The sequence below is a fragment of the Streptomyces sp. NPDC093149 genome, from assembly GCF_044754145.1.
Lineage (GTDB): Bacteria > Actinomycetota > Actinomycetes > Streptomycetales > Streptomycetaceae > Streptomyces.
On the sequence record NZ_JBIVON010000007.1, the window covers coordinates 273049 to 286454 of the forward strand.

Sequence of the window (13406 nt, forward strand, 5' to 3'; positions counted from 1 at the left end):
ACAAATAACTGATGGTTCGTAACAGGTTCTGGTCGGGATCTCGGCAACCTCAACGGCCGAAGGCGAGCGGGGGCGTGACGCATGCTTCGCGTAACTCGCCCGGGATGCCAAGTGCGAGTCATCGTGCGCTTGCTTCCGTGCGACACCGGCTTCATCGGTGCCGCAGGCGCGATGTTCGCGACGACAAAGCCCTCGGCCTCGCCCCCCCCCACCGCTCGGGCGGCCGACAGTGAACCCGCCCTTCCGCTGTTGCGAACGCGGCGTTCCCATCGCGGTGTTCACCGATGTGAATGTCAACTTCCCTGTCTTCGAAGCGAAGACAGGGGCGGGGGCACCGGTGCGCCACCGTGCCGCCGGGCACGTCCCCTTCGCGAGTGACCACCTCGGCCCCACGGGCGCCTGGCGGCACGGCACGTTCACCTCTGCGCGGAAGAGGTGACGGCGCTCCACGCCCGTGTTCTCACAAAGGTTCCGGCATGAACCGCCGGGTGACGGGGCACGGTCCGGGAATGCCCGTGCCCTGTCGGACGTTCTGCTCTAGTGCTGTGGCCGGAAAGGTTTGCCGGGAGGCTCGCGGCGTCCGGTGCGGTGCGTCGCAAGGCGGAGGATCGCCCTCGTGCCGGCCGCACTCGGGTGATGCGACAACGCGGCGAGATGCCGTACCGGGCGCCGCGAGCCGGTGAACCTTTCCGGCCACAGCACTAGGAACACGAGGAGGAGCGGTAACCGTGCCTGATCCGCAGAGTTTGTACGAATGGGAGCCGAAGGGGCTGGCCGTCGTCGACATGGCGCTCGCCCAGGAGTCGGCCGGCCTGGTCATGCTCTACCACTTCGACGGATACATCGACGCGGGTGAGACGGGCGAGCAGATCGTCGACGGACTGCTCGAAACGCTGCCGCACCAGGTCGTCGCCAGCTTCGACCACGACCGGCTCGTCGACTACCGCGCGCGGCGCCCGCTGCTGACCTTCCGGCGCGACCGCTGGGCGGCCTACGAGACCCCGACGCTCGACGTCCGGGTCGTCCAGGACGCCACCGGCGCGCCCTTCCTGCTGCTTTCCGGGCCCGAGCCCGATGTGGAGTGGGAGCGCTTCGCCGCCGCCGTCGAGCAGATCGTCGAGCGCCTCGGTGTCCGCCTGGCGGTGAATTTCCACGGCATCCCGATGGGCGTCCCGCACACCCGTCCCGTCGGCGTGACCCCGCACGGCAACCGCACGGACCTCGTGCCCGGCCACCGCAGCCCGTTCGACGAGGCGCAGGTGCCCGGCTCGGCCGAGTCCCTGGTGGAGTACCGGCTGATGGAGGCCGGGCACGACGTCCTGGGCGTCGCCGCCCACGTGCCGCACTACGTCGCCCGCTCCGCCTATCCGGACGCGGCGCTCACCGCCCTGGAGTCGATCACGGCCGCCACCGGCCTGGTCCTGCCGGCCGTCGCCCACGCGCTGCGCACGGAGGCCCACCGGACCCAGACCGAGATCGACCGGCAGATCGACCAGGGTGACGAGGAGCTCGTCGCGCTCGTCGAGGGCCTTGAGCACCAGTACGACGCGGTCGCGGGCTCCGAGACCCGGGGCAATCTGGTCGCGGAGCCGGTCGAACTGCCGTCCGCCGACGAGATCGGCCGCGAATTCGAGCGGTTCCTCGCGGAGCGTGAGGGAGACGCCTGACCGGCCGACGGTTCCTCGTGGAGCGTGGGCAGGACATCGGACCGGCCGCCCCGGTCCGCCCTTCGTACTAGGCTTCCCGGCATGCTGAAAGTGGGCCTGACCGGTGGGATCGGCGCCGGCAAGAGTGAAGTGTCGCGGCTGCTCGTCGGATACGGAGCGGTGCTGATCGACGCGGATCGGATCGCCCGGGAGGTCGTCGAGCCGGGGACGCCCGGACTCGCCGCCGTCGTCGACGCGTTCGGCGAAGGCATCCTGACCGCCGACGGCACCCTGGACCGGCCGAAGCTCGGCTCGATCGTCTTCTCCGACGCCGACCGGCTCGCCACCCTCAACGCGATCGTCCACCCGCTGGTCGGCGCCCGCTCCGCCGAACTGGAGCGGGCCGCGGGCCCCGACTCGGTCGTCGTCCACGACGTCCCCCTCCTCGCCGAGAACGGCCTCGCGCCGCTCTACGACCTGGTCGTCGTCGTGGACGCCGGGCCGCAGACCCAGCTCGACCGGCTCGTACGGCTGCGCGGCATGACCGAGCCCGAGGCTCGCGCCCGGATGGCGGCACAGGTCACCCGGGAGGAGCGGCGAGCCGTGGCCGATCTGATCATCGACAACGACGGGTCGCTGGAAGCGCTGGAGCCGCAGGTCCGCAAGGTCTGGTCGGAGCTGACACAACGGGCCGCGGCCGGCTGATCCCCGAGCCGGTCCGGTCCGTGTCGGACCGCTCTCCACCGGAATAGTGGAAGCCGGTCGGACGTTGGGGATCCGATACTGAAGGGAAGGATGCGATCGTGCCCGAGAGGACCCCGGAAACAGATGTCATCGACTTCCGCGCGGCCGAACACCTGCTGGCGGCCCGCGACCCCCGGGGCGCGGTGAAGCTCCTGGACTCGGTGATCGCGGTCCATCCGGAGAACACCGCGGCCCGTCTGCTGCGGGCCCGAGCCTTCTTCGCCGCCGCCCAACTGCGTCCTGCCGAACTCGAATTCGAACTCGTCCTGGAGCGCGAGCCGGACAACGCCTTCGCGCACTTCGCGCTCGCCCGCACCTTCGAGCGCTCCGGCCGCTCCGACCGGGCCGCGCGGCACTTCCGGCTGGCCGCCGCGCTCGATCCGAACCCCGAGTATCTGAAGGCGGCCCGCTTCCGTACGGAGGACTGACCCCTCCGCGCCGACCGGCCGAGGCCCGCCGGGTACGCGTCCGTGCCCGGCATCCTTCAGTGCCCGTACCGGCCGTGCCCGCCGTGATCGGGTTCGTAGGGCGGGATGTTGCGTCCCGGCTGATAGTGCGGTCCCTGGTGGATGTGGTGGACGATCACCGCGATGTCCACCAGGACGAGCAGGAGCAGCAGCCCGCAGGCGGCGGCCCAGCCCGGCCGGCCGGTCAGCGTGAAGGCCGCCAGGCCGAAGACGGCCCAGACCAGCCCCCATAGACTCAGGCAGAGCCGCAGCCGCAGAGGACTGCGGGCAGTCATCGGTTCATTGCCGGTACGCATGGCGATCGCCTCTCCTACCCAGAATGGACCCGCGATGGCCTTTTCGGGGATGCCGACGTCGGATTTCGATCGAGGGGATCGTGCGTGAACAGCACATCGTGGGGGGACCGCAACGGCCGCAGGGCGAGGGTCCGTGGCTGTCTGCTGGGCGGGGCGATCGGGGACGCCCTGGGAAATCCGGTGGAGTTCCTTTCGCTCGCCGGTATCCGCCGCGCGCACGGTGAACAGGGTGTGCAGGGGCTTCTCGCGGACGACGAAGGGGTCGTCGGACGTGTCACGGACGATACGCAGATGACCCTGTTCACGGCCGAGGGGCTGATCAGGGCCCATTCCCGGGCGATGTCGAAGGGGATGGGCGGCGCCGAGATCGGCGTCGTGCGGAACGCCTATCTGCGCTGGCTCGACACCCAGTACCACCCGGCTCCGCCGGCCCGCGGCGGCGACAACCCGGTGCGGACCGGCTGGCTGAGGCAGGAGGCCTGGCTCTACGCGCGACGGGCTCCCGGGAATGCCTGTCTGACCGGGCTCGCGGCCGGCCATGTGCCGGAACCCACGGAAACGCTCGGTACGCCCGGTCCCGTGAACACGGGGTCCAAGGGCTGCGGCACGGTGATGCGGTCCGCCCCCTTCGGGCTGGTCGGTGGGGACGCCCGGAGGGGCTTCCGGCTCGCCCACTGGTGCGCGCAGATCACGCACGGTCACCCGACCGGTGCGTACGCGGCAGGGGCGTTCGCCGCGATCGTCACCCATCTTCTGGAGGGGGACTCGATGGCGGGCGCGGTCCTGCGGGCCATGGAGCTGTTGGGCCGTCATCCGGGACACGAGGAGACGACGGCGGCTCTGCGCGCGGCCGTCGACCTGGCCGCCGAGGGCGAACCGACCGCCGAGAAGGTGGAGACGCTGGGCGCGGGCTGGGTCGCGGAGGAGGCGCTCGCGATCGCCGTGTACTGCGCCCTGGTGCTGCCGACCGCCGACCAGGTGGCCCAGTCGCTGCTGCTCTCGGTCAACCACTCGGGCGACAGCGACTCCACGGGCGCGATCTGCGGCAATCTGCTCGGAGCCCGTCACGGGGACGTGCACCTTCCGCCGTCCTGGCTGGTGGCGACCGAAGGACGAGCGGTGATCACCGAGGTGGCCGACGATCTGTGCCTGGAGTTCGAGCACGCGGTCGCGTGGCCGGCGGACCGCTATCCGGCGTACTGACGAGTGCCCCGCGTCCCGCGCGCCGACGGTCCGCCGACGTGGCGGACGGGCTGAGCGGGCGGGCGCGGTACGTCGGCGCGAACGGTGCTGACGCCCCGTCCGTTCGTCGCCCCGTCAGCATCCTCAGGGTGGAGGCGGCTGCCGTCGACCGCAGTCCCGAGGATGCGAGGGCGGGGGGCGCGACCGTGCCGAAGCGGCCGCGGAGCGCGGTACGTCCGAGGGCCGGGAAGCGATGAGTTCCGGACCGCGGACGGGTCTACCTCTTCGTAAGCGACACACTGCGAAGCTTCCCGAGGAGACCCGGATGACCGAGTCCACAGCGGCCCACCACAACCCTGCTGCCACCCTTGGCGCCCCCGCCGACACCCGGGCCGGGGGCCGGGGCGGCGGGGCCGCGGCACTGACCGTCGCACGCGTCGTACTCGCCCTGTTCTTCGGCTTCAGCGCGTTCGCCAAGCTGATCGCCCATGAGACGGCGATCGAGTCCTTCGACCGGATGGGCTGGAACCAGGCGGCGATGTACATCATCGGAGGGCTGGAGATGGCGGGAGCCGTCGCCCTGTTGATCCCGGTTCTGGCCGGAGTGGCGGCCATGGCCTTCTGCGGACTGATGGCGGGCGCCTCCATCGTCCAGCTGACACTCCTCGACCGGGTGAACGCGATCATGCCGGCCCTGCTCATCGTGCTGCTCGTGCTGATCGCCAGGGAGCGCCGGGACCGTACGGCGGATCTGTTCGCGCTCATCCGGAGACACGCATAGCGCGTGGCCCGCGTCCGGGCTCCGTGCGCCGTGGGTCAGTGGACCGTGCTGAAGCTGCGCCACGGCAGGGCGCCGGTCCCGTTGACGTCGGTGAATGTGGTCGCGAGGTATGTCGTACCCGGCCCGGTGCAGTTGGGCGTGCGGTACAGGATGATGTCGATCAGGGTGCCGTTGATCACTTCCCTGGCGCCCGAGGGAGCGAGCCGGTGGCAGCCCTTCACCGAGGGGCTGTTCACCGTGATCACGGCGTCCCGCTCGGTGGTGTAGGTGACCGGCCCGACCGCGGTCCGGCCGAGGCCGGAACAGCCTGCGACGGTGAGGGTCAGGAGCGCGGTCGCGGCTGCGATGCCGAGGCGGCGGCGCCGGTGGTCGATCACGGGCATGGCAGGTCCTCGTCTGTCTCGTCCGGCTCGTCCGTCAGCCCGCCGCGGACCACGCACCGCGTACGCCGCGTGAGAACGTGCTGACGCTGGTCACCCTGCCCGCTCCCGGGACCCCCGGCATCCGGTGCACGGCCGGGCGGGCGACAGCCGGGGCCGGAGGCTCCCAGACGATGTTCATATCGGTTGATAGTGGGCATACCGTGGTAATAGCAACTGATTGATTCCTGTATTCAGGTGTTCCCGGCGTTCAGGGGGCCGTCATGGTCCAGGAGCTTGTAATCGCGGCAGTGGCGGGGGCTTCGGCAGGTGCGCTGTACCTGATGGCCGCAGCCAAGATCGTCAAGCAGTACGAGCGGGGCGTCGTGCTGAGGCTCGGCAGGCTCCGTGAGGGCGTGCGAGGGCCCGGCTTCACCATGGTCCTCCCCGGTGTCGAGCGGCTGCGCAAGGTCAATATGCAGATCGTGACGATGCCGGTGCCCGCGCAGGACGGGATCACGCGGGACAACGTGACGGTGCGGGTGGACGCGGTCATCTACTTCAAGGTGGTCGACGCGGCGAGTGCGGTGATCCAGGTGGAGGACTACCGGTTCGCGGTCTCGCAGATGGCGCAGACCTCACTGCGGTCGATCATCGGCAAGAGCGATCTGGACGACCTGCTGTCCAACCGCGAGAAGCTGAATCAGGGCCTTGAACTGATGATCGACAGTCCGGCGGTCGGCTGGGGCGTGCAGATCGACCGGGTGGAGATCAAGGACGTCTCGCTGCCGGAGACGATGAAGCGCTCCATGGCCCGGCAGGCGGAGGCCGACCGTGAGCGGCGGGCCCGTGTCATCAACGCGGACGCCGAGCTCCAGGCGTCGAAGAAACTCGCCGAGGCGGCGAAGGAGATGTCCTCCCAGCCGGCCGCGCTCCAGTTGCGCCTGCTGCAGACGGTGGTGGCGGTCGCTGCCGAGAAGAACTCCACGCTGGTGCTGCCGTTCCCGGTGGAGTTGCTCCGCTTCCTGGAGAGGGCGCAGCAGCCCGCGCAGCAGCCGGCGACGCAGCCGCAGCAGGCCGTGCAGCCGCCCGTGCAGCCGCAGCGTCCGGTCCAGACGCAGCCGCGTCCGCGGCCCCAGCCCCGTCGGCCTCAGCCGTCTCCGTCGACGACTCCGGCGCCCTCGCCGGCGTCCATGCCCGGCGTGACCCCGGCCGCCACGCCCGCGCCGCCCTCCCGCTCCAAGCCGCTCGCCAGGCACTGACCGACGAGGCGCGCCGAGCCCTCGAAGGGCGTCGGCGTTTCCCGTCGGGAAGGTCCGTTCTCCGGGCCGACCCGGTCCGCTCCCTGGACCGGCAGGCCTCTCTCATATCGCCTCTGACGTGCTGGAACGCAGGTGCCCCACTGGTTGTCAGACCCCCCGCCTAGACTCGCAGGAGTCATGAGGATCCAGACGATCAAGAGGATCAGGGCCGGAGGGGAGGGGACCGATGACCACGGCACAACAGCAGTCGGACGCGTCGGCCGTCCGCCTCCTGAGCTGCGCGGCCGTCTTCCTTCCCGCGTCGCTGCCGAGAGACGGACGCGTCGCCTTCTGGGATCCCGACGGCGGCCCGCTCCCGGAGCCCGGTGACTTCTCCGGGAACGCCGCGGATCCCGAGGGATCCGTACCCGACGCGGTCGCGCGGGAGATCACCGTCGTCCGCGGACACGGCCGGGAGAACGCCATCCGCCGGTGTGCGGTGCCCGCCGTCCTGATGGCCGTGACCGATGCCCTGCCACTGCTGGTCCGCGCCCGGCATCAGCGGTCCGCCCACCCCGCCAGCCGCGCCTGGGGCGCCGCCGCGCTCCAGGCGCTCAACCTGGTGGCGCGCGGCAGGCTGCTCCCCGGCCTGACGGGCGAGGACCACGACGCCTGGCGGGCCGGACCGCGCGACGCCGAGGACATCGCCCACCTCCGGGCGATCGCCGCCGCCCTGCCCGCCGAGGGGTACGCGGTCCCGCTGCCGGGCCGCACACCGCTCCAGGTCCCGGAGCCGGAGTGGCTGATCGGGGCGTTCCTCGACGCGGTCGCCGACACCCTGCCCCGTACACCCGCGGCGGCGTACGCGATGGGGGCGCCCTTCGCGGCCCGTGCGGCCCAGCATCTGCCACAGGCCCGGGACTGGGCCGTCGAGGTCGCGGCCGGGCTCGACGCGGGCGTACGGATCTCGCTGCGCCTCGACCTCTCGGCCTACGAACTCTTCGACACGGCCGATACGTACGACAGCCCCGACGAGTCCGACGACACCGACACCGGAGCCGACACAGGCCGGGCGGCCGCGGACGCCCGTCGCGGCGCGGCGCGGCACGCCGCCGCGGCCGTCACCCAGGTGCACAGCCTGGCCGACCCGACCTATGTCGTCGACGCCGCCGCGCTGTGGAACGGCGGGGCGGGAGAGCCGTTCGGCCCGCGCGCCAGGATCGATGCCGTGCTCGCGTTGCGCCGCGCCGCCCGTGTCTGGGCACCGCTGGAGCGATTGCTCGACCAGCCGGTGCCCGATGTCCTCGCACTCGAAGAGGACGAGCTGTACGAGCTGCTGAGCGATGCCGGAGCCCGGCTGGCGGCGGCCGGGGTCGACGTCCACTGGCCCAGGGAGCTGGCCCGTTCCCTCACCGCCGCAGCCGTCGTGCGGTCCGCTCCGGGCTCGGCCACCGACGGCACCTCGTTCTTCGACGCCGAGCAGCTCTTCTCCTTCAACTGGCAGCTCTCACTGGGCGACGAGCAGCTCACCGAGGCGGAGATGGATGTGCTCGCGGAGGCCCACCGGCCGGTGGTGCGACTGCGGGACCAGTGGGTCGTCGTCGACCCCGCGCTCGTACGCAAGGCACGCAAGCGGGAGCTGGGCCTGCTCGATCCGGTGGACGCCCTCGCCGTCGCGCTGACCGGCAGCGCCGAGGTCGACGGCGAACAGGTCGACGCGGTGCCCGTCGGGGCACTGGCCGCGCTCCGGGCCCGCATCACCGCCGACGACACCACCATCGCCCCGCCGCCCGGACTCGACGCCACGCTCCGCGACTACCAGCTGCGCGGCCTCGCCTGGCTGGACCGGATGACCTCACTCGGTCTCGGCGGCTGCCTCGCCGACGACATGGGCCTGGGCAAGACGATCACCCTCATCGCGCTCCATCTGCACCGCGCCCACCCCGCGCCCACCCTGGTGATCTGCCCCGCCTCCCTCCTGGGCAACTGGCACCGGGAGATCAACCGCTTCGCCCCCGGCGTCCCGGTGCGCCGCTTCCACGGCGCCGACCGCACCCTCGCCGAACCCGACGGCGGCTTCGTCCTCACCACGTACGGCACGATGCGTTCGAGCGCGGCGCAACTCGCCGACCACACCTGGGGGCTGATCGTCGCCGACGAGGCCCAGCACGTGAAGAACCCGCATTCCTCCACGGCGAAGGCGCTGCGCACCATCCCGGCCCCGGCCAGAATCGCTCTCACCGGCACCCCCGTGGAGAACAACCTCTCCGAACTGTGGGCCCTGCTGGACTGGACCACCCCCGGACTGCTGGGCCCTCTCAAGGCGTTCCGGGCCCGCCACGCCCGCATCGTCGAGAGCACCGGGACGGCTGCCGGCCTCGCCAACGACGAAGCGGTCGAACGGCTCTCCCGGCTGGTCCGGCCCTTCCTCCTGCGCCGCAAGAAGTCCGACCCGGGTATCGCCCCCGAACTGCCGCCGAAGACAGAGACCGACCACCCCGTCTTCCTGACGCGCGAGCAGGCCACCCTCTACGAGGCGGCGGTCCGCGAGACGATGGCGTTCATCGAAGCCTCGGAAGGCATCGCCCGACGCGGTCTGATCATGAAGCTGCTGGCCTCGCTGAAGCAGATCTGCAACCACCCCGCGCAGTACCTGAAGGAGGAGCCGACCCGGCTCGACGGCCGTTCGGGAAAGCTCGCCCTGCTCGACGAACTCCTGGACACGATCCTCGCCGAGGACGGCTCGGTCCTCATCTTCACCCAGTACGTGACGATGGCCCGGCTGCTCTCCGCCCACCTCGCCTCGCGCGCCATACCCTCCCAGCTCCTGCACGGCGGCACGCCGGTGACCGAACGTGAACGGATGGTGGACCGATTCCAGTCCGGCGAGGTCCCGGTCTTCCTGCTCTCCCTCAAAGCGGCGGGCACCGGACTGAATCTCACCAGAGCCGCCCACGTCATCCACTACGACCGCTGGTGGAACCCGGCCGTCGAGGAACAGGCCACGGACCGGGCGTACCGCATCGGCCAGACGCAACCCGTGCAGGTGCACCGGCTGATCGCGGAAGGCACGGTCGAGGACCGGATCGACGAGCTGTTGCGGTCCAAGCGGGTCCTGGCCGACGCGGTCCTCGGCACCGGGGAGACCGCGCTGACCGAGCTCAGCGACCGTGACCTGGCCGATCTCGTCTCGCTCCGGAGGCCGTCATGAGCCCCCGCCCCCGGTCCCTCGCGCACGACCGTTCCCAGTCCCGGCCGGTCGCCCGGCAACGCCCCGGCCCCGACGATCTGCGGCGCACCTTCGAGGCCGTGCCGCCCCGTACCTCCGGCGGCGACGAACCCTTCGCGGACAGCTGGTGGGGCCGCGCCTGGGTGGCCGCCCTGGAGTCCCTGTCGATGGACGAGGGACGGCTCTCCCGCGGTCGTACGTACGCCGACAGCGGCAAGGTCGCCGCGATCACGGTCACCCCCGGACGGGTCGTCGCCTACGTCCACGGCAGCCGCCCCCGCCCCTACCGCGCCGAACTGCGTCTGCGGCCGCTCGCCGACGCCGACTGGGAGACATTCCTGGACGCGGTCGCCGCCCGTCCCGGTCACCTCGCTGCGTTGCTCGGCAAGGAGATGCCGCACTCGCTCGTCGACACGGCGGCCGAGGCCGGTGTCGCACTGCTGCCCGCCGCGGGCGACCTCGACCCCGGATGTTCCTGCCCCGACCACGGCTGGCCCTGCAAACACGTGGCGGCCCTCTGCTACCAGATGGCCAGACTCCTGGACACCGATCCGTTCGTCCTTCTGCTGCTGCGCGGCCGGGGCGAGCGCGAGCTCCTCGAAGACCTGGGCCGTCGCAACGCCGCACACTCCGCCCGGGAACGTCCCTCGGCCCCCGCCATCCCCTCCGTGCCGGCTCACGAGGCCCTCGCCGACCGGTATGTCCCGCCGCTCCCCGCCCCGCTCCCACCCCTGCCGCATCCCGGGCAGCCGCCCTCGTACCCGAGTCTGCCCGGCGCCCGTGACCCGCTCGCCCTGGACCACCTGGCCACGGAGGCGGCCGTCCGTGCGCACACGCTCCTCGTCAGCGGCCTCGACCCGCTCGCCGGCCTCAGCCCCTGGCAGGACGCGGTACGCCTGGCCGCGTCCCGACCCACCGCAGGCCTGACCGCGACCACTCGCGCCCTCTACCGCGAGCTGGCGTACGCCACCGGCCGCACACCCACCGATCTGGCCCGAGCCGTCGCGGCCTGGCGGCAGGGCGGCGCCGAGGGGCTGGCCGTCCTCGAAACCCCCTGGGATCCTCCGGCCGGCCCCTTCGACCGGGCCCGGCCCGCACTCGCAGCCGCCGACTTCCCCCGCTTCCATCCCTGGCGCAACCACCTCACCCACCCCGGTGGCACTCTGCAGCTCCGCTTCGGACACGACGGCCGGTGGTACGGCTACGAGTCCGAGCCGGGCGAGGACGACTGGTGGCCCCGCGCCGCCCCGGACACCGATCCGGTGGGCGCGCTCATGGAATTGAGCGGAGGCTGACCCCGGCCCCGGCCCGTCCTCGGCCGCGGTACCGTGCCCGACTGCTCCGACTGCTCCGACTGCTTCGGCGGCCGGCCTCGGCGGGGGAGTACGGCATCGACGACTTCGCGGGCGTTGTCCCGTACTCGGTCCGGGAGGTCCGGGAGGCTCGGCGCTCCGGCGGCTGAGGGCGGCCGGTATCGGGGGTGGCGGTGTCGGCACGGCGGCAGCGGCGCCGGTGATCCTCCCGGTGACCGCCGCGGGGTGCACGGACCGGCGCCGGCTCGATCGGCCGCACGGGCGTGAGGCTCGTACGGCCGCGACCCGGTGGCCGGGTGACGGAGCCAGGTCGGCGGGCGATGTCAGAAGTCGGCGGTCGCGTGTTCCTCGATCCGGGCCACCGAGTCCTGGGCGTAAGCCTTCTCGTAGGCGTTCCGGATCCGCTCGATCTGGGCGTCGCGCAGGCGTGCTTCGGACGCCGGGTAGAGCAGGGTCAGTTCGTAACTGCGCTCCCGTTCGATCACGCCGTGGGAATCCCGCCACTGCCCCCGGCCGTCCTGGATGGTCACCCCGTTCGGGAAGCGCGGTGTGACCTCCTCGTCGATGAAGGCCAAGAATTGACGATCCGTCACACGTGCTCCGCCGTCGGAGCGTTCGGTGCCGAAGAACAGCCGGGTCTCGACGTAGGCCTTCCCCCGCGCGGCGATGGCCGCCGTCGGCTTCGAGGCGGTGGGGGCTTCGTCGCCGAGCGTGGCGTACGCGACAGGGGTGCCCATGGCCAGCACGGCCAGGGCGGCGGTGGTGCTGAGCGCGCTGGGCCGCTTGGGGCCGGTGAGGCCCTTCGCGCGGATGAGGAGGGGGAGACGAGGCACGGCAGGAACCTTTCTGCGGAGTCCGGGAGGGCGGAGGGCGGGAGCGCGGGGTTCACGTCGGAACGTGGCGTGGACACATCGACGCCTGGACGTGCGGGGCCACTGTGGCAAGCAGTCCCCGCCGAGCGGCGGCAGGACATGGGCATCCACCGGAAACCACCCGTATGGGCCGGTCGACGGGCTCGCCGAAATCCCGCTGCGGCTCGCGGCGCGGGCTGCCGGAATCGCCCGCGTGACCGAGCGGATCACCCGGATCGATCCGGACCAGCTGCACCCCACGCGCGGCTGTCACCACATCACCGTGGTGGAAGCGGGCCGGACCGCGTACCTGGCCGGGCAGTGCCCGCTCGACCGCTCCGGCACACGGGTGGGTCCGGGAGGCCTCGACGCCCGGATCGATCAAGTGGTGGCCAACTCCCTCGCCGATCTCGCCGCCGTGGGAGCGTTGCCGGGCCCGGTGAGAACCGATCGGAGGCCGGCAGGTCCCAGCGACTCGCTGCTGATCACGCTCGCGCAGATGGTCGCTTCTGGGAATTGCGGAGCGGTTCACCGAGGGGCATGTGTGGGCTGCGAGGCGGGCGAGGCCCCGGGCGACGGGATTTTCGCGGGCCGGGCGGTAGTCGGTGCGCGGCCACAGATGCATCAGACCGGTGTCGCTGGCGGCGGTGGCGGCCTTGCGTAGCGGACCGGCGAGGTGGTGGAGGGCTGGGTAACCGAGCGGGGCGAGGGCGCCGCAGGTGTCGGTGAAGCGGTTGCGCAGAGCGCGGGCGGCCCCCCCCGGGGCATCACCGCCGTCCACGTGTGGACGTTCACCGGCTGGACCCACGAAGGCTGCAGAATTTTTCGCGGATCGCGACAACCTCGGGTGGGGCCGCACGTCTGGTGGGGTGAAAGGCGGTTTCCGGGACGGGATCTTCAGTCCCGGCGCTGCCCGACCTTCAGCGTTGTCTCTACTCTTTGGAGTCGTTTCCTATGCGGCACATCCGCGCCAAGAAGTCGAACCGTTCCCTGCGCACCTGGGTGCTGGGGTCGGCTGCCGGTCTCGCCCTGGTGATGGGCGGCGGCATCGCCGCTCAGGCTGCCAGCGCCGGCCACACGCACCCGGCCAAGTCGGGCACGTCGGCCACGGCCGACCCGATTCCGGTCCCGGGTGACGCGAACGGCAAGCCCTACCCGAAGCCCGTGCCTTCCACCTCGGGGAAGCAGGCCTCCGCCGACACCGACCCGATTCCGGTCCCGGGTGACGCGAACGGCAAGCCCTACCCGAAGCCCGTGCCTTCCACCTCGGGGAAGCAGGCCTCCGCCGACACCGACC

12 protein-coding genes and 1 pseudogene are annotated in these 13406 nt (G+C 71.7%); 10 read left to right on the top strand and 3 right to left on the bottom strand.

All coding sequences use genetic code 11. The features are described from left to right. Positions 1-728 precede the first annotated feature (728 nt). The 3 genes from ACIQCZ_RS22660 (at position 729) to ACIQCZ_RS22670 (ending at position 2818) form a co-directional block, all read left to right on the top strand. On the top strand, positions 729-1667 hold the full coding sequence (locus ACIQCZ_RS22660; protein ID WP_402284511.1) for a PAC2 family protein: 939 nt from the start codon (positions 729-731) through the stop codon (positions 1665-1667). A gap of 81 nt (positions 1668-1748) precedes the next feature. Further along, on the top strand, positions 1749-2351 hold the full coding sequence (gene coaE, locus ACIQCZ_RS22665; RefSeq protein WP_402284512.1) for a dephospho-CoA kinase: 603 nt from the start codon (positions 1749-1751) through the stop codon (positions 2349-2351). 98 nt (positions 2352-2449) lie between these two features. Then, on the top strand, positions 2450-2818 hold the full coding sequence (locus ACIQCZ_RS22670; protein WP_402284513.1) for a tetratricopeptide repeat protein: 369 nt from the start codon (positions 2450-2452) through the stop codon (positions 2816-2818). Between the two features lie 56 nt (positions 2819-2874). Here the strand turns inward: ACIQCZ_RS22670 and ACIQCZ_RS22675 are convergent, their stop codons facing one another. After that, positions 2875-3153, bottom strand: coding sequence for a DUF6343 family protein (locus tag ACIQCZ_RS22675; RefSeq protein ID WP_402284514.1), 279 nt, complete (start codon positions 3151-3153; stop codon positions 2875-2877). An 84-nt stretch (positions 3154-3237) separates the two neighbouring features. Here ACIQCZ_RS22675 and ACIQCZ_RS22680 point away from each other — a divergent pair, with 84 nt between their 5' ends. Both ACIQCZ_RS22680 and ACIQCZ_RS22685 read left to right on the top strand, forming a co-directional pair. Further along, positions 3238-4356, top strand: coding sequence for an ADP-ribosylglycohydrolase family protein (locus ACIQCZ_RS22680; protein WP_402284515.1), 1119 nt, complete (start codon positions 3238-3240; stop codon positions 4354-4356). Positions 4357-4660: 304 nt separating this feature from the next. Next, positions 4661-5116, top strand: coding sequence for a DoxX family protein (locus ACIQCZ_RS22685; protein ID WP_402284516.1), 456 nt, complete (start codon positions 4661-4663; stop codon positions 5114-5116). A 35-nt stretch (positions 5117-5151) separates the two neighbouring features. On the opposite strand, the gene ACIQCZ_RS22690 is transcribed toward ACIQCZ_RS22685, so the two are convergent. Further along, positions 5152-5499: a hypothetical protein gene (locus ACIQCZ_RS22690; RefSeq protein WP_402284517.1), complete on the bottom strand. Its 348-nt coding sequence runs from the start codon at positions 5497-5499 to the stop codon at positions 5152-5154. Positions 5500-5759: 260 nt separating this feature from the next. On the opposite strand from ACIQCZ_RS22690, the gene ACIQCZ_RS22695 reads away from it, so the two are divergent. The 3 genes from ACIQCZ_RS22695 to ACIQCZ_RS22705 all read left to right on the top strand — a co-directional run bounded on the left by ACIQCZ_RS22695 (position 5760) and on the right by ACIQCZ_RS22705 (position 11240). Then, positions 5760-6737, top strand: coding sequence for a slipin family protein (locus ACIQCZ_RS22695; RefSeq protein ID WP_402284518.1), 978 nt, complete (start codon positions 5760-5762; stop codon positions 6735-6737). 226 nt (positions 6738-6963) lie between these two features. Beyond that, positions 6964-9927: a DEAD/DEAH box helicase gene (locus tag ACIQCZ_RS22700; RefSeq protein WP_402284519.1), complete on the top strand. Its 2964-nt coding sequence runs from the start codon at positions 6964-6966 to the stop codon at positions 9925-9927. Continuing rightward, positions 9924-11240 (top strand): SWIM zinc finger family protein, encoded by a 1317-nt coding sequence (locus ACIQCZ_RS22705; RefSeq protein ID WP_402284520.1) that lies wholly within the window; start codon positions 9924-9926, stop codon positions 11238-11240. Before ACIQCZ_RS22700 ends, ACIQCZ_RS22705 begins: the two co-directional genes overlap by 4 nt. Positions 11241-11581: 341 nt before the next feature. On the opposite strand, the gene ACIQCZ_RS22710 is transcribed toward ACIQCZ_RS22705, so the two are convergent. Then, positions 11582-12091, bottom strand: coding sequence for a DUF3574 domain-containing protein (locus ACIQCZ_RS22710; protein ID WP_402284521.1), 510 nt, complete (start codon positions 12089-12091; stop codon positions 11582-11584). Between the two features lie 232 nt (positions 12092-12323). On the opposite strand from ACIQCZ_RS22710, the gene ACIQCZ_RS22715 reads away from it, so the two are divergent. Continuing rightward, positions 12324-12773: a hypothetical protein gene (locus ACIQCZ_RS22715; protein WP_402284682.1), complete on the top strand. Its 450-nt coding sequence runs from the start codon at positions 12324-12326 to the stop codon at positions 12771-12773. A gap of 290 nt (positions 12774-13063) precedes the next feature. Further along, positions 13064-13406: pseudogene (locus ACIQCZ_RS22720) on the top strand (hypothetical protein); the annotation flags it as partial.

Coding starts and splice junctions, on each gene's coding strand:
- coaE (WP_402284512.1), top strand. CDS start 1,749: ATGCTGAAAGTGGGCCTGACCGGTGGGATCGGCGCCGGCAAGAGTGAA.
- ACIQCZ_RS22675 (WP_402284514.1), bottom strand. CDS start 3,153: ATGCGTACCGGCAATGAACCGATGACTGCCCGCAGTCCTCTGCGGCTG.
- ACIQCZ_RS22685 (WP_402284516.1), top strand. CDS start 4,661: ATGACCGAGTCCACAGCGGCCCACCACAACCCTGCTGCCACCCTTGGC.
- ACIQCZ_RS22690 (WP_402284517.1), bottom strand. CDS start 5,499: ATGCCCGTGATCGACCACCGGCGCCGCCGCCTCGGCATCGCAGCCGCG.
- ACIQCZ_RS22695 (WP_402284518.1), top strand. CDS start 5,760: ATGGTCCAGGAGCTTGTAATCGCGGCAGTGGCGGGGGCTTCGGCAGGT.
- ACIQCZ_RS22700 (WP_402284519.1), top strand. CDS start 6,964: ATGACCACGGCACAACAGCAGTCGGACGCGTCGGCCGTCCGCCTCCTG.
- ACIQCZ_RS22705 (WP_402284520.1), top strand. CDS start 9,924: ATGAGCCCCCGCCCCCGGTCCCTCGCGCACGACCGTTCCCAGTCCCGG.